Source organism: Mesorhizobium sp. WSM4810 (assembly GCF_055811235.1).
This window is the reverse complement of record NZ_JBVVQV010000001.1, coordinates 97263-110118: the sequence shown is the minus strand read 5'-3', so window position 1 is coordinate 110118 and position 12856 is coordinate 97263. Positions and strand designations below refer to the sequence as shown.

Annotated in this window: 20 protein-coding genes and 1 pseudogene; 14 read left to right on the top strand and 7 right to left on the bottom strand. The window is 58.9% G+C overall.

The features are described from left to right. The first annotated feature begins 2 nt into the window (after nucleotides 1-2). The 4 genes from AC0L3O_RS00640 to AC0L3O_RS00625 all read left to right on the top strand — a co-directional run bounded on the left by AC0L3O_RS00640 (nucleotide 3) and on the right by AC0L3O_RS00625 (nucleotide 2973). Nucleotides 3-446: a TadE/TadG family type IV pilus assembly protein gene (locus tag AC0L3O_RS00640; protein ID WP_027155565.1), complete on the top strand. Its 444-nt coding sequence runs from the start codon at nucleotides 3-5 to the stop codon at nucleotides 444-446. Further along, nucleotides 436-846: a TadE/TadG family type IV pilus assembly protein gene (locus AC0L3O_RS00635; RefSeq protein WP_023800272.1), complete on the top strand. Its 411-nt coding sequence runs from the start codon at nucleotides 436-438 to the stop codon at nucleotides 844-846. The genes AC0L3O_RS00640 and AC0L3O_RS00635 overlap by 11 nt, the downstream gene beginning before the upstream one ends. Nucleotides 847-1167: 321 nt before the next feature. Beyond that, nucleotides 1168-1887: a hypothetical protein gene (locus AC0L3O_RS00630; protein WP_128175894.1), complete on the top strand. Its 720-nt coding sequence runs from the start codon at nucleotides 1168-1170 to the stop codon at nucleotides 1885-1887. Nucleotides 1888-2052: 165 nt separating this feature from the next. Beyond that, nucleotides 2053-2973, top strand: a complete 921-nt coding sequence (locus AC0L3O_RS00625) for a YihY/virulence factor BrkB family protein (RefSeq protein ID WP_023800270.1) — start codon at nucleotides 2053-2055, stop codon at nucleotides 2971-2973. Between the two features lie 37 nt (nucleotides 2974-3010). On the opposite strand, the gene AC0L3O_RS00620 is transcribed toward AC0L3O_RS00625, so the two are convergent. Further along, complete coding sequence (locus tag AC0L3O_RS00620; protein ID WP_023800269.1) at nucleotides 3011-3295, bottom strand: DUF3606 domain-containing protein; 285 nt, start codon at nucleotides 3293-3295, stop codon at nucleotides 3011-3013. A gap of 225 nt (nucleotides 3296-3520) precedes the next feature. Between AC0L3O_RS00620 and AC0L3O_RS00615 the strand changes: the two genes are divergently transcribed. After that, nucleotides 3521-3784 carry a hypothetical protein gene (locus AC0L3O_RS00615; protein WP_027155567.1) on the top strand — a complete coding sequence of 88 codons (264 nt, stop codon included), beginning with the start codon at nucleotides 3521-3523 and terminating at the stop codon, nucleotides 3782-3784. A 207-nt stretch (nucleotides 3785-3991) separates the two neighbouring features. Then, nucleotides 3992-4192, top strand: coding sequence for a CsbD family protein (locus AC0L3O_RS00610; RefSeq protein WP_023800267.1), 201 nt, complete (start codon nucleotides 3992-3994; stop codon nucleotides 4190-4192). Nucleotides 4193-4409: 217 nt separating this feature from the next. Here the strand turns inward: AC0L3O_RS00610 and AC0L3O_RS00605 are convergent, their stop codons facing one another. Further along, nucleotides 4410-4610 (bottom strand): hypothetical protein, encoded by a 201-nt coding sequence (locus AC0L3O_RS00605; RefSeq protein ID WP_036263866.1) that lies wholly within the window; start codon nucleotides 4608-4610, stop codon nucleotides 4410-4412. Between the two features lie 317 nt (nucleotides 4611-4927). Between AC0L3O_RS00605 and AC0L3O_RS00600 the strand changes: the two genes are divergently transcribed. After that, on the top strand, nucleotides 4928-5821 hold the full coding sequence (locus tag AC0L3O_RS00600) for a transglutaminase family protein (protein WP_128170162.1): 894 nt from the start codon (nucleotides 4928-4930) through the stop codon (nucleotides 5819-5821). A 203-nt stretch (nucleotides 5822-6024) separates the two neighbouring features. Here AC0L3O_RS00600 and AC0L3O_RS00595 read toward each other — a convergent pair whose 3' ends face one another. The 4 genes from AC0L3O_RS00595 to AC0L3O_RS00580 all read right to left on the bottom strand — a co-directional run bounded on the left by AC0L3O_RS00595 (nucleotide 6025) and on the right by AC0L3O_RS00580 (nucleotide 8224). Beyond that, nucleotides 6025-6324 carry a DUF1236 domain-containing protein gene (locus AC0L3O_RS00595; RefSeq protein ID WP_128247769.1) on the bottom strand — a complete coding sequence of 100 codons (300 nt, stop codon included), beginning with the start codon at nucleotides 6322-6324 and terminating at the stop codon, nucleotides 6025-6027. Nucleotides 6325-6837: 513 nt separating this feature from the next. Beyond that, the gene (locus AC0L3O_RS00590) at nucleotides 6838-7062 is read right to left on the bottom strand and encodes a hypothetical protein (RefSeq protein ID WP_287347081.1); all 225 of its coding nucleotides are present in this window, start codon (nucleotides 7060-7062) and stop codon (nucleotides 6838-6840) included. Between the two features lie 7 nt (nucleotides 7063-7069). Then, a complete protein-coding gene (locus AC0L3O_RS00585; RefSeq protein ID WP_128247770.1) occupies nucleotides 7070-7315 on the bottom strand; it encodes a hypothetical protein in 246 nt (81 codons plus the stop codon). Between the two features lie 225 nt (nucleotides 7316-7540). Then, on the bottom strand, nucleotides 7541-8224 hold the full coding sequence (locus AC0L3O_RS00580; RefSeq protein WP_473534318.1) for a Crp/Fnr family transcriptional regulator: 684 nt from the start codon (nucleotides 8222-8224) through the stop codon (nucleotides 7541-7543). 329 nt (nucleotides 8225-8553) lie between these two features. Here AC0L3O_RS00580 and AC0L3O_RS00575 point away from each other — a divergent pair, with 329 nt between their 5' ends. The 5 genes from AC0L3O_RS00575 to AC0L3O_RS00555 all read left to right on the top strand — a co-directional run bounded on the left by AC0L3O_RS00575 (nucleotide 8554) and on the right by AC0L3O_RS00555 (nucleotide 10346). Next, entirely contained in the window at nucleotides 8554-8727 is a 174-nt protein-coding gene (locus AC0L3O_RS00575) for a type II toxin-antitoxin system HicA family toxin (RefSeq protein WP_128247772.1), read from the top strand. Nucleotides 8728-8741: 14 nt separating this feature from the next. Continuing rightward, entirely contained in the window at nucleotides 8742-9164 is a 423-nt protein-coding gene (locus AC0L3O_RS00570) for a type II toxin-antitoxin system HicB family antitoxin (RefSeq protein WP_128247773.1), read from the top strand. A 518-nt stretch (nucleotides 9165-9682) separates the two neighbouring features. Then, entirely contained in the window at nucleotides 9683-9892 is a 210-nt protein-coding gene (locus AC0L3O_RS00565; RefSeq protein ID WP_473614479.1) for a DUF982 domain-containing protein, read from the top strand. Between the two features lie 8 nt (nucleotides 9893-9900). Further along, on the top strand, nucleotides 9901-10149 hold the full coding sequence (locus AC0L3O_RS00560) for a DUF982 domain-containing protein (RefSeq protein WP_473614477.1): 249 nt from the start codon (nucleotides 9901-9903) through the stop codon (nucleotides 10147-10149). 8 nt (nucleotides 10150-10157) lie between these two features. After that, nucleotides 10158-10346, top strand: a complete 189-nt coding sequence (locus AC0L3O_RS00555; RefSeq protein ID WP_473534317.1) for a DUF982 domain-containing protein — start codon at nucleotides 10158-10160, stop codon at nucleotides 10344-10346. Nucleotides 10347-10456: 110 nt separating this feature from the next. Here AC0L3O_RS00555 and AC0L3O_RS00550 read toward each other — a convergent pair whose 3' ends face one another. After that, nucleotides 10457-11281, bottom strand: a complete 825-nt coding sequence (locus AC0L3O_RS00550) for a class I SAM-dependent methyltransferase (protein WP_473534316.1) — start codon at nucleotides 11279-11281, stop codon at nucleotides 10457-10459. 392 nt (nucleotides 11282-11673) lie between these two features. Here AC0L3O_RS00550 and AC0L3O_RS00545 point away from each other — a divergent pair, with 392 nt between their 5' ends. Both AC0L3O_RS00545 and AC0L3O_RS00540 read left to right on the top strand, forming a co-directional pair. Further along, nucleotides 11674-11886 carry a KTSC domain-containing protein gene (locus AC0L3O_RS00545; protein WP_128185102.1) on the top strand — a complete coding sequence of 71 codons (213 nt, stop codon included), beginning with the start codon at nucleotides 11674-11676 and terminating at the stop codon, nucleotides 11884-11886. 498 nt (nucleotides 11887-12384) lie between these two features. After that, nucleotides 12385-12654, top strand: a pseudogene (locus AC0L3O_RS00540) (VOC family protein); the annotation flags it as partial. Nucleotides 12655-12856: the final 202 nt, after the last annotated feature.

Below are 12856 nucleotides of genomic sequence, written 5' to 3'. Positions count from 1 at the left end.
TCATGGAACGGCGGTCAGGTCGGATTTTCCGGAACGATTCGGGTGTTGCTGCGGTGGAGTTTGCCCTGATTGTGCCGATCCTTTGCCTGGTGCTTTTCGGCATCATTGACGGCTGGTCTTTCGTATCAAGCTCGCTGTCGATGCGCGCAAGCGTCAAGACGGCGGCAAATCTTGTGATGGAGGGAGCAACCGACGACGCGGCCACCCAAGCCGTCGCCCTTTCAAGTTGGGAAAACCATCCCGAAGGCGCACAGGTTACACTGGGCCGGAAATACATGTGCGGAAGCACCGTGGTCGATGCATCGAGCCTGTGCAACGGGGGGACGAAAGCTCCCTCGGTCTTCGTGGAAATAAAAGCGACGGCGACCTGGTCCCCGCCCTTCATTTTTGGCGCGTTTTCTCTTTCTCGCGAGATCGGCCATCAAGAGGTGATCCGTGTCCGCTAAGCGGATCGCGAGAGCGTTCAGCCGTGATGCATCAGGCGGGACTGGGCTGGAATTCGCGCTGATCGCACCTTTTCTGATAATGCTTTTGTTCGGTATCTTCGCATTCGGCTGGGCTCTGAATGCCATGTCCAGCGTTCGCTATACGCTGGAAACGTCCTCACGTGCGCTGCATTTGAAGAACTCGCTGACCGAGGCCGAAATAGAGGCCATAGCCACAGAAAAATTGCTGGGTTTGGGATTGAAAGATGTCGATGTGACGATAGCAATCGACCCTCCCAGCGGCGGCTTCCGCATGGCGCATCTCACGGCCAGATATGCTTTCGTGATCGAGTTCCCGTACTTCGACCAATATCCGATCAATTATGCGACAACTGTCACAGTTCCGTTGGTTGGATCGTGAGAGCGTCCAACAGCGCCTCTACGCAACAGGCGGTGGGGTGTCGATCGATTAACACCGCCGCAGGGTCGATGGCGGCGATCGGTGGCGTGAGCGAACGGGTCGTCGTCGCTACAAAGGCACGTTTCTGGACAGGACAGCCATCACCGCGCTAGGCCGGACCAGGCTCGTCACGCTTGCGCAGTCATGCCATCAGAGCGCCGGCAAGCGGCCGGGCATCGGGCGCGGCATGCGGAGCGGCAACTTGACAAAGGCCCAATCTTTCAAATTGAGTGAAATCACGATCAATAGAGAGTCGGTGCGACAGACATGGGCGAGACAGACATGGCATGGAGCGAAAGAAAGACCGGTTACGGCAAGGACCATTATTTCATTCAAATGGGCCTTGCGCTGCTGGTGCTCGTCTTTCTCATCGCCCTGCCGCTCGCCTTTCTTCCCGAAGACATACGGAAGTTCTACCTCAGCGAGGGCGGTCCCATCGAAGTCTTCTCGGCCGCCGGTTACCTGATCGTCGTGGCGACGCTTGTGCGGGAAATGTCCTATCGGGAGCTGCTCAAGCGCTGGTATCTCGTTGCCATCTCGATCGCGATGTGCCTGCGCGAGCTGGATTTCCATGCGCATTTCACCACCCACAACATCACCAAGACCACCCTCTACATTTCGCCTGACGTTCCGCTGTTGGAAAAGCTGATCGGCGCGACGGTCGTTATCGCCCTCGCCGTTGCCTTCTATTTTCTCCTCAAAGACGGCCTCCGTAGCTTTGTGCACGGGCTTCGCCACGGCGAGGCGACTGCCGTTGCCATTGCCGCCGCTATCGGTTGCGCCGTCCTTTCGAAGGTCATCGACGGGGCGCCGTCAAATCTCACATTTCTCGGCATCCATCTTGCCCGGAACGATACCTCGACAGTGTTCGAGGAAATCCTCGAATTGGGGATTCCGGTCTATCTGGCCATCGCGGCATTCGCGGCCTTCCCGACGCAGGATGGTCTCACAAGAAGAGCCGCGGGGCAGGTCGCGCCAAACAAGCCGGGATCCGTCACCTGATTGCTCTGCACAGAGGATTTGGTTCTTCGACTGATCCTGAAAGGGACTGTGAGCGGTCGCTGCCGAGCGACCTCCAGCTCCCAATCCTATAGAGGTTTGCGACCTGCCACGGTCTGGTCCGCCGCGGCACTGCCTCTATTTGCTTGAGAAGCAGGCGAGGCAAACATGTGGGATGTGGCGAAAGAGGGCTGGACGCTCCTTAAGGAGAGCATTGTCGGCTTCATCAATGACAATGCCTTGAGCCACGGCGCAGCGATGGCGTTTTATGCCACGACCTCGCTTGCGCCGATCCTGCTCATCGTTGTCGCCATCGCAGGCATGGCCTTCGGAAACGATGCCGCACAACTGGCGCTTTCGGCCCAGCTGGCGGGCCTGATGGGTCCGCAGAGCGCCGAGCTTTTGCAAGCGACAATCGAGAACGCGTCACAAAAAGAGGCGGGAACTCTTGCCAGCATTTTGGGGCTCGTCACGCTGTTGGTTGCCGCATCCGGCGTCTTCGGCGAAATGCAGGTTGCCCTGAACGAGATCTGGAAAGTCAAACCGGTTGGCACATCGATTTCACGGCTCGTTCGGGCGCGCGCTGCCAGCCTGGGTCTCGTCGCGGCGCTTGGCTTTCTGCTGCTGGTATCCCTCGTCGTAAGCGCTGCAATTTCGGCGCTTGGCGATATCATCAACGCATATCTGCCCTTTGGCACCCTCATCCTGAGCGCAATCAACGGGATCGTGTCGTTTGCCATGATCGCCCTGTTGTTTGCGGCAATCTACAAGATACTGCCCGACCGCGCGCTGCAATGGCGCGACGTTGGCGTCGGCGCCGTAGCGACGGCGTTTCTCTTCACGATCGGCAAGTCACTGATCGGCTGGTATATCGGGACCAGCGCCATCGCTTCGTCATACGGGGCAGCCGGTGCACTGCTCGTCGTGCTGCTGTGGGTCTTCTATTCGTCCGAGATCTTTCTGTTGGGCGCCGAATTTACACGAGCCTACTCGGTTCGATATGGCAGCCGGTCCGACCTGGAGGCGACCATTGAAGCAAGTAAATCGCAAACAGAAGCCGGCGACGGCGGCCAGGATCGAAAAGTCTAAAACGAAGTCGTCGGCTAGATTGTTTTCCGCAGTCCGCTCACTGCGTCCCTAAGCCATTTCCAGCATCAACACTGGCGCTGAGACGCCCGGCGCGGCGCCCCGAGGCGAGCATGGCCTTGGGGACATCCGGTCGGAGCGACGCGCGAAGCTCCTTCGCCGCAGCCACCAGCCTGGCGCGGTTGCTTCCATATCTCTTGATCAACTGATGGACTTGCGCTGGGGTGATGCCGTTCTGTCGGGCAAAATGCCTTACCATATAAGCTTCGCTGCCGGAGATCCGATCCCGGTGGCGGGGATAGAGCTTCGCCGCGTCGGCTGTCATGCTTACTCTCCTTTGGTCACGTTTGCTCACGATGTACGATTGGCCAACGCAAAACGGGCGAATTCGTTGCCGCATGCGACACCAATGCAGTTCGCTTTTTCGCCGCAGGCCCGAGCGCCCGGCCAAAGCAATCGGGTCGAAGCACGTATCTGGTTAAGTCCATACGTCGATTTTTCGAGACTCAGCCCTCAGGCACGCGCATGATATGGGCAGGGAGGAAAAGCCATGCGCGAATTGCCAAAGAGCATTGACGCAGACGTTGTAATCGAAATCAGCAGGTTGCTCGACGACCGTGCGAAGTCGGCACCAGTGCCAGTCCACAAGCTTGCCTCGATGATCTCGAATAGTCTCGAGACCGATCTGCCGACAGCTTCCATCGAAGAGTTGATCGTTGAAATGGCCATGACCCGCCAACTTCCGATGCTGTTCGATCTGCCGGGGGCGGATGCAGACAACGTCATATCGATAGCCTTGGCGCGCGCCAGCTGATCCGGCTGAGGGACCTTTCCGGCGAGTGTGATTTCAAGACGCGGATCGTTCCCGTCCTGCTCCAATTCGCCCCGCTGGCTCCGGCCGGCGGCGTGTTTGCCGCGTCGCCAATGACAATCGTCATCGGCAATAATCGTCATGGCGATCCGCTGTTTGGGAACATGTGGTGTCCAGTTGCATTTCCTCTAGACAACAAAGGAGGAATTCATGAACTGGGATCAAATCAAGGGAAAATGGATGCAGTTCAAAGGCCAGGCCAAGGAGCAATGGGGCGACCTTACCGACGATGACCTTGATCGCATCGAGGGCAATCGTGACCAACTCGCAGGACGCATTCAGGAGCGGTATGGAATCGCCAAGGAAGAGGCAGAGCGCCAGGTAGACGACTGGTCCAGAAGCCTCACCTGAGTCTTCAATATCCAGGCTGCGCCGTCGATCGGCGCGCCTTCGTCGTCCTAGCTAGGGCGAAGCAAGGAGCGAAGCGACGCGGCGCAGCCCCTAGGATCCATGCCGTTACCTCAGAGCGTCACGACGGTGCAGAACCGTTGATGGCGGAGGGAGGCGCCCCCCTCTGTCCTGCCAGCATCAAAATACGATCGCCGCGACGCCCCGATGTCACGATCGGCTAGCGCGCCGATTGTCTCTTGGCTTGCACGGCGACGGCGGTGAGGAAAGCCGTTGCGGCAGTATCGCACGCCGCTCGGGACGGGCTATAGGCGAAAAGGATCAGCTCGGCAGCCCTTGTCGTAAGGCCGTGCTTTTTAGCGAAAGCAGTTATTTCGTAAGGCTTGTCGTGGTCTATGGCCAGTTCGTAGTCTTCATTCATTGCTTCCTCCCGTTTGCGACGTTCCTCGCCTTGGCCCCTCCGCGGCGCAAGGATTAACTTCCCCGGTCTTGAGAGAGTCTACCAATTAGAGATTGCAAAAGGCCTGCGGCGCAAGTCCGCTGCTTTTTTCGCGGCCATGCTGCCGACAGAACCAAGAACAGCGGGCCAGCATGGATGATCAATTCGGCGCTAGCCGCGCCGATCTGTTCATCAGTCCGCCTGATACGGCCGTCTTGAGGGGCAGCCCCATTTTGTCCGCTGCACATCAAAAAAGTTTATATGATGGCGCTGATATCGCAGGTGGTCGACGCAAGCCAATGCCGATCTTTTCAGTCAAGCACACGACCGTCTATCGCTATACGCAGCCGGTGACATTCGGCGAGCACCGGCTGATGTTCAGGCCGCGCGACAGTTTCGATCAGCGACTTCTGGATCACGCCCTGTTAGTCGACCCCGAGCCGAAAGAGATTGGCTGGATCCACGACGTTTTCGGAAACTGCGTTGCCGTAATCGATTTCAACGGCTCGGGCGACGAACTGCGTTTCGTGACAGACATTCGGCTCGATCACACGCCGCAGCATGCGCCCGATTTCCGTATCGATGACACAGCACTCAGCTATCCATTTTCCTATGATCCCGACGAGGCAACCGACCTCAGCCAAACCATCGAGCGCCATCACCTCGATGATGGCGACGAGATCGGCAAATGGGCACGACAGTTCGTGAGCGCCAAAGGGCGCACCGAGACCGGCAAATTGCTGATGACGCTTTGCTACGCCATCCACGAGAGCTTTGTTTATTCGCGTCGAACTGAATCAGGGACGCAACCGCCTCTGATGACCTTGCACCTGCGTCGAGGCACATGCCGAGACTTTGCGCTGTTCATGATGGAAGCGGTTCGTTCGCTCGGTTTTGCCGCCCGGTTTGTGACCGGTTATGTCTATGTGCCGAACCGCGACAGCGGTTCTGTCGTCGGCGGCGGGTCGACGCATGCCTGGTGCCAGGTCTATTTGCCCGGCGCGGGTTGGGTCGAGTTCGATCCCACCAACGGTATTGTCGGCAACCGGGATCTGATCCGGGTGGCTGTGGCCAGGCATCCCGGGCAAGCCATCCCACTTTCGGGAAGCTACTGCGGCAGCGCGTCGAGCTTTCTCGGCATGACGGTGGAGGTCAAGGTGGTGAGGGAAGCCGGCAATCACCAGCATCGATAAAAATCAGCATCTTCCAATATATTCGGAACTGTTCGCGGGAGTTTGCTCGCCGGTGTCTGTCGGGATTTTACGCATTTCGCAATTCACGCCGTTGCATGACTGTTCCAGCGCGATATTGCACCTTCTATCTCTGCCATCGGCATATCGGGAAGGCGCCAGCCCGCCGCGCCTTTCGGCACGACGGGCTTCAGCGTGGGGTCACGTCAGTCGTAGACCTTCACAATCTTGCGGGTACCTGGATCGACCAGGACAGTTCGGCCATCGATGACGACGTAGCGGTACTGAACGTCCGGCACCTCGTAAAGCTCGACTGTTTCGGGCAAAGCTGTGCCGATGTTGAGTTCAACGCCAGGAAGGCTGAGTGATGCCACCGGTTTCTTTTTCACGTATTCGCGGATCACGGTGTCATGCTCGGGTTGAATAATGACGTCCTGAGCGGCAGCGGCGCTGACACCGACGAGCAGAAGCGTGCCTGCCGCAGCCAATGTAAGTTGCTTTCCCATAATAGCCTCCAAGCAACCTTCAGCTGCGGTGCTTGATGCTGCCGCGACGGGTTGCCTAGTTATCTCAACGATGCTGAGCAATTCTTGTTCCACCGGCTGTGCGCGAACCGGCTGCCACGGCCTATCGACGCCGATGTTTGGCGGCGCCCGCCAACGCCCGCTCAAGGCCTGGTTTCTTCTTGGGGCGGCGCGTTTGGGACTGGACAATCAGGCTGTGGCCATTTTTCACACGCAGTCGGCTTGTCGCCAGCGTCGCCATAACGTTCCACGAGTTTTGCGAAGCCGTAGGCGAAGGCGGAAAGCAGCGCCAGGATAACCACTATGCGAGCGGCCATACGGGATTATAGCAGGCTCCCGCTCAGGATTGATCCAGAATCGGCCGCGCTCGACAGGCCGGCGACGCGCAAGTCCGCTCGGGAAACCTGCGACCCCGGAACGATGTGCGCTACCAGCCTGGTCCGCGGCGAGATCGAGGCGAATGCGGAACGCCACTATGCTGCTACCCAGACGCGTCTAGGGGACCGCATCGAAATCGACCACAAATCCCGCGTCGATGGCGCTTCGCGCAATGAGATCGCCAATTTGCCAATCCGTGAGTTCGCAGTGTGGAAACATCTCCCTCACGGCGATGGTCACCTCGAAGATCGAAACGCTCGGATTGTCAACGTGATCGATCAGGTAGCCGACAATCGCTTGCCGGACATCCAATGAATTTGGCTTCTGCAGCGGCGCGGACATTTCCGGCCTAAGAATGGAGCCGTGGTTCTGGGCTATCGGCTGTTGTGGCGTCGAAAGCGACGGGCACGCCGTGCACGACGCATGCTGCCGCCAGCATCTCCTCCAACTCGTGGTTGGTGGCCTTGCAAGCCGGCATGAGTGTTCGAATGGCGCGGATCGCCTGCGCGATCGAGAGATACCGAGCCTTGCCTCTGGAAAGGACATAGGCCTCCGCCGCGCCTTCAACCGTGACTGTGTGAAAAGTGTGGCTCATCAACAGTTCCTCCCTGCCAACACTACGACTTTCGTCTAACATGCTGCGGCCTTCAAGCATATGTCTGATTTCGGACAATCAGGCAGAGCACGTCGCGTTTGACCGGCCTCATGCGACGCGCTTTAGGATGTTGTTTTCATGCATGTGGTAATCGGAAAACCGCTGCACGCCCTTGGGTCAGGCCCTGGGTCAGTCCCCGAGGGGCATGCTTGTGCGCGACATGCATCAGCCGAAGTGACGCTGCTCCTCGTCGCCATAGGCGCCATGTGTGAGCTTTATCATTCCGGAACGGTCGACGATCGTGATCTCGCCGCGCCTGGCGTGAACCAGCCCCCGATATTCCAGCATTTGCAGGGCGGTGGTAACGCCGGGGCGCCGAGAGCCGAGCATGGTCGCCAGAAATTCATGCGTCAGCTGGATCTTGTTGCCCTCGGTTCGGTCGTGGACCATCAGCAACCAGCGGGCCAACCGTTCCTCGATCTTGGAATGGCCATTGACCAGTGCCGTTCGCGACGACTGGACGAGGAAGGCGTGGGCATAGGCAAGCAGCGACGCGCCAAGCGACTGGCTCTTTGCCACCTCAGACCGAAGGTTCTCAACCGGCAGGCACCAGCCGCTGCCTGCGACCTGGATGTAGGTTTCGTTGGGAGAGCTGTCCTGGCCGAGAATGACGGCAACGCCTGTCATGCCATCATAGCCAATGATCCCGACTTCACTCTGCCGCCCTCCAGTCATGGTGGCGACCACCGAAGCGATACCCGCCTCTGGAAAATACACATGCCCGATCGGCTGATGCGGCACCTCCAGCTGGGCTTTGAGGTCCAGTTGGACATGATGCATTGACGGCAGCAGCAGCGCGAAATCCTCTGGGGAGAGGGCTTTCAACAGATGATTGCGAGGAAGGGACACGTCTCTCTCCCTGACGGGCAAGAGCACGTACCCTCTTACTGTCGGCTGCATCCGCAGCACTGGCGGCCGATATCAAAGCATACGCTGCAAACACGCGATTGGCAAAACCTTCGCCACCCGCGGCCGAACTTCAAACTGAGACAAGGTGGCGGCGGTCGATCCCCGTTGCGCATCTTTGCGCGCCGGCTAGGATTGAACTCTCGACCTCTCCCTTGCCCTTGGTAAAGGGAGGGCTTCTGAGGGCCCCATTGCGCAGGTTACCGGCGCCCACGCCTAGGATATTCCACATTTATGTTGACTTCAACATTTGTGTGGAGTTCCTTATATGCGTGAACAGCAAGGAACTTAAGAAATGGCTCGCTGCGCAGGGTTGCACCTTCGAAAGCAAGAAGGGCGGCTCCGGCCACCTGATCATCCGCCGTGGTGATCGCAAGTCGGAATTGCCAATGCATGACGCTGGCAAGGAACTCGGAACAGGCCTGGTCAATGCAGTCAAAAAGTAGTTGGGATTGAAGTGATGGCTGGATATCGCATCAACGTGGAACCGGACGACAACGGAACGCTGCTCATTACATGCCCGCAATTGCCAATTGTGGTGACGTTCGCAGAGGATGAGCAGGGTGTGCGCCAGCACGCAGTTGATGCCATAGAGACCGCACTGGCAAGTATGATCGACGATGGTGAGGACGTCCCTCGCCCAGATGGCCAACCGGGTTTGGTCATCGATTTACCGGCACTGACTTGGCTGAAGCTGAATCTTTATTGGTCGCTCAGGGATTCGGATATAACGCGAGCTGAATTGGCCAGGCGATTGGATTGGAAGAGGGAGTCTGTCGACCGCCTGTTCAGGCTTGATCACAGATCCAGACTTGAACAGTTGGAAGCGGCCTTCTCCGCGCTAGGACGCACGGTGGAAGTCGACATTCGCGTTGCCGCCTAGCTGCCGCAAGATAGATGGAGGTGGGCGGTGGCAAACGATAAGATAAAATCCATCGTGGGCAACTGTCCGCGAGTCTGCTGGCGCTCAGCAAAAAGAAGCCGCCGAAGCGATCCGCACAAAAGGCGAAGCTGGCATCGTAAGCGATCATGTCTTTGGCCCCAAAGCTGACGTTTCTTCGCTCCAAGGCGTGCAGTTTCGCGCTTTGTTCCGTAGGCCGACGACCGTTCGCGTAAACCGCAAAACGCCTAAGTTCGGATCTCCTCAACTGCAACTTGGCGAGAACGATTTCAAAGACTTTGTTGAAAGGCATTTCGGGAGGGTAACCGAGCGGTCCGAACTGGCGCCGGAGTGGTGGACGAGGAAGAACTTCTGTCGGCCTCGAAAATGGGGCGGTAAGCGACGGCTTCACCGGAAATGAGGCCGGCCAGAGATATCGACCGAGCCGCCGCTGTGATCCGCCTCTACCAAACATGTGAGCATCCCCTAATCTACTCCTCTGGTTCTCTCCCCCGGTCTACGTGAAGGCGAAGCGTCCGGCCACTCGCCATGGGGTCAGCCACGTCGAGGGAGCCGCCGAGGAACTCATGGCGTGGGACACAAAGGGGCCGAGGTGGACGAAAGCGGTCCAATTATGCGTTGACGCGTTCGAGGGCAGTGTCCCCCCAAGAGTCCGTGAAGCCTTTGAGGCGGCGGCCAAGGAGGCGACCGTATATCTCTCGCCTGAGTAGGAGGTATCATGGCAACCCTTTGGTTCGTCCCTCCAGTGTTCGTGAAGTCTGAAACGGACGGTGCCAGGCATGGCTGCAACAATGCGAGGGCAGCCCTTGAGCAGCTCAAGACGTGGCCCCGGAGAGGACCTCACTGGCACAAGGCGTGGACCCTCTGCCTGTCAGCACTGGAGGGCGATCCGATTGACCCTCACGTGATCCGAAAGGCTTTCGTGGCTGCCGCTAAGGAGGCGGAGATGTATCTCTCGCCTGAGTAGGAGGTATCATGGCCATCCATTGGATTCACCCTCCGGTCTTTATCGAAACCGACCAACCTGGGCTCACCTTCGTCTGCACCAATGTCGAGGGTGCCGCTATAGAACTCATGAAGTGGACCAAGCGGGGATCTAAGTGGAAGGCGGCGGTCGATGTCTGTATGGCCTCATTGAAGGCGAGCGCACGCCCGACGACGTGAGGAAGGCCTTCGAGGTTGCTGCCAAGGAGGAGGGGCTGCTACGCTCCTCCTCTAATTAGGCTCACTTCCGTGGGCGCTATTGAACACCGGATGCCGCAGAATCAGCTGCGCTATTTGCGTGCGAGCACGACGTGAGCCTCTTGGGGGAACATCAGCTCCCCTCCAATTGAATAGATTGCCAGCGAAGAACTTACATCACCCATAATCGCTGCGATGATAGCGTCGCGGTGTCCGGCATCCATTCCGCTGACCAGCCCTGCCTGCGGAGTCGCTGCCAGCTGTAGTCGCACATATTCCTTTGACGAGGGGAATCGGATGTTCTGTGTCGTCGTGTGGATGGTCACCTGACGAAATCCCGCCCCGGCCACCAATTGGTAAAGCTCGTCCGCATCGGCGAGTGAATGCTCGGACCGTTTCGTTGCCGAAGCGCCTGCACCGAGGTGTCGATCCAAGGCGTCCACCAGCGCCTTTGCCGCAGGAGTGCGCTCAATAGCGCTGAAAACGCTTAAGGCCAGTCGGCCGTCAGGCACCAGCACCCGGAACATCTCACGTAGCGCACTCGATCGGTCCGGGAAAAACTGCAGTCCGAGCTGGCAAAGAACCAGATCAAAGGTGGCGTCAGGGAACGGCATTTCGAGCGCGCTTCCCTCGTGCCAGTCGATACGCGGTCCAGCGCCCGTCGGGAGGGATCGAGCAACGGCAAGCATGCCCGTGTTGATGTCGAGGCCGACGACCTGCCCACTTCCCATACGCTCGGCCGCCAAGCGTGCTACCACGCCGGTGCCGCAAGCTACGTCCAGAACCCGCTCACCAGATTGAGGCGCAGCACGATCCACCAGGTCGGCAGCCCACAGGGTTGTGATCGCCGGGACCAGGTAGCGCTCGTAGAGTTCCGCGGCGCTGCCTTGCAGCTGCCACTGCTCCTGCTCGGCCATAGCGTTCCTTTCCGCACAACGAGCCGCTCGGCAAAAGGCTCGATCGGCGCTTTAAGGAGTCATCATAGGCGCGCGTCTGTCAAACAAGCAACCGCGCCAACCGGCGGTTGGAAGACGCGCCGCAGCCGGCGCGCGTAGGATTTTTCCACGATCCGCGAACCGGGCAAATCCCGACCCACCCGCGCTCGGTGACCGCTTGATCGCCCCGTCGCTCTCCTGTGCGGCGGGTTTTTTTGTTTCCTATGGAACACCGGCATGGGCAGGACGTTCGCCTACTGCAGCATCTTCTGTGCTGCGAGATCGGTGTCCCCTCCCGATCGGCCCGCGTCCTTCCCCTCCGTGGGCGCGGGCAACTTCAGATGGACTCTCTCCCTGATTGGAGTAGTCACGTCATGCCGTCGACCTCGATACACAAAACGGAATACGATCCGGAGCGCAAAGTCCTCTCGGTGTGGCTCGTGGCCAGCGGTAAATGCTACCAGTTTGAGGACGTGCCGCCGGAGACCTTCGCCGAGTTCCAAGCCGCCTTCGCCAAGGGCCGCTTCTTCAACGGCCACATCCGAAATCACTTCCGCTACCGTCTAGTTGGACCCGCGGTCGACTGAGCAGCATCAGCGGACGATCTCTCTTTTGGCAGAGATGCGGCTCATTCGTCGCGGCCGTCCGGCCAGCTTTTGCGAGGGTAAGGTCGGACATCGGAACGAAAGGCGGATTCGCGAATTTCTACTGCTAGATAATCGGAATCGTCGCCCATGAGGCTCGCGACCCTCCACCTTGAAACTGCGAGATACGGCGATGTATATCGCGCGGAAAGGCTCGCTCGGTTGAGGCAGCAAATGATACGGCACATCAAGCGCACTGACGCCTCGGCTCAAAAAGTCGAGCAAGCGCTGGCTAGTTTGGCCGAAGCAAACGCACCCATGGACCGGCTCGTGCGGCATCAGTAGGGCCGCGCTCATGCTCGCCTCCGCATCGGCACGATGTACGGCGGGTTGTTCGGTTGCTGCATGTGGCGTTCTCACCACATCCGTTTCGTGATGCCTGTCCTTAGCCCCTTGGGGCCGCAGAATTGTAGACATGTGGACACGACCGCACGTCCACATGTGCGCACACCGGACGGCCACAGCCGGCTCGAGCTCTCCCGCTTCCTCACGCCGCCTGTCGTCGCAGATCACCGGAACGCCCCGGTCAACGCCTTCGGCTACCTCCGCGTCATGTTCGCCGTGGACGACATCGACGAGACGCTTGAAAGACTCCGCACGCGCGGCGCGCAGCTCGAAGGCGAAGTAGTCCAGTATAAAGACGCGTATCGGCTCTGCTACATCCGTGGGCCTGAAGGGCTCCTCATCGGACTAGCCCAAGAACTCAGCTGAGCGAATACGAAGACAGGCGAAGAGTGACCAATGCCAGCGAGCGCGTCCGAGGCCGACCCGCCTGTTCGACGTCCATCCCTCCGCGGTCGGCCGCGTTACACGCATGCAATTATCGAAACGTGGGCATGCTGCCACGAAACGGCGCCTCGCGCCTTTGCTCGACCGCATCGACGTCCTGGATCTTGGCGGCGGTTAAGGCCTG

What these genes read in the sequence shown, in the direction of transcription:
- AC0L3O_RS00640 (WP_027155565.1), top strand. Translation starts at nt 3, where the DNA reads ATGGAACGGCGGTCAGGTCGGATTTTCCGGAACGATTCGGGTGTTGCT.
- AC0L3O_RS00630 (WP_128175894.1), top strand. Translation starts at nt 1,168, where the DNA reads ATGGCATGGAGCGAAAGAAAGACCGGTTACGGCAAGGACCATTATTTC.
- AC0L3O_RS00625 (WP_023800270.1), top strand. Translation starts at nt 2,053, where the DNA reads ATGTGGGATGTGGCGAAAGAGGGCTGGACGCTCCTTAAGGAGAGCATT.
- AC0L3O_RS00620 (WP_023800269.1), bottom strand. Translation starts at nt 3,295, where the DNA reads ATGACAGCCGACGCGGCGAAGCTCTATCCCCGCCACCGGGATCGGATC.
- AC0L3O_RS00615 (WP_027155567.1), top strand. Translation starts at nt 3,521, where the DNA reads ATGCGCGAATTGCCAAAGAGCATTGACGCAGACGTTGTAATCGAAATC.
- AC0L3O_RS00610 (WP_023800267.1), top strand. Translation starts at nt 3,992, where the DNA reads ATGAACTGGGATCAAATCAAGGGAAAATGGATGCAGTTCAAAGGCCAG.
- AC0L3O_RS00605 (WP_036263866.1), bottom strand. Translation starts at nt 4,610, where the DNA reads ATGAATGAAGACTACGAACTGGCCATAGACCACGACAAGCCTTACGAA.
- AC0L3O_RS00600 (WP_128170162.1), top strand. Translation starts at nt 4,928, where the DNA reads ATGCCGATCTTTTCAGTCAAGCACACGACCGTCTATCGCTATACGCAG.
- AC0L3O_RS00595 (WP_128247769.1), bottom strand. Translation starts at nt 6,324, where the DNA reads ATGGGAAAGCAACTTACATTGGCTGCGGCAGGCACGCTTCTGCTCGTC.
- AC0L3O_RS00590 (WP_287347081.1), bottom strand. Translation starts at nt 7,062, where the DNA reads ATGTCCGCGCCGCTGCAGAAGCCAAATTCATTGGATGTCCGGCAAGCG.
- AC0L3O_RS00585 (WP_128247770.1), bottom strand. Translation starts at nt 7,315, where the DNA reads ATGAGCCACACTTTTCACACAGTCACGGTTGAAGGCGCGGCGGAGGCC.
- AC0L3O_RS00570 (WP_128247773.1), top strand. Translation starts at nt 8,742, where the DNA reads ATGGCTGGATATCGCATCAACGTGGAACCGGACGACAACGGAACGCTG.
- AC0L3O_RS00560 (WP_473614477.1), top strand. Translation starts at nt 9,901, where the DNA reads ATGGCAACCCTTTGGTTCGTCCCTCCAGTGTTCGTGAAGTCTGAAACG.
- AC0L3O_RS00555 (WP_473534317.1), top strand. Translation starts at nt 10,158, where the DNA reads ATGGCCATCCATTGGATTCACCCTCCGGTCTTTATCGAAACCGACCAA.
- AC0L3O_RS00550 (WP_473534316.1), bottom strand. Translation starts at nt 11,281, where the DNA reads ATGGCCGAGCAGGAGCAGTGGCAGCTGCAAGGCAGCGCCGCGGAACTC.
- AC0L3O_RS00545 (WP_128185102.1), top strand. Translation starts at nt 11,674, where the DNA reads ATGCCGTCGACCTCGATACACAAAACGGAATACGATCCGGAGCGCAAA.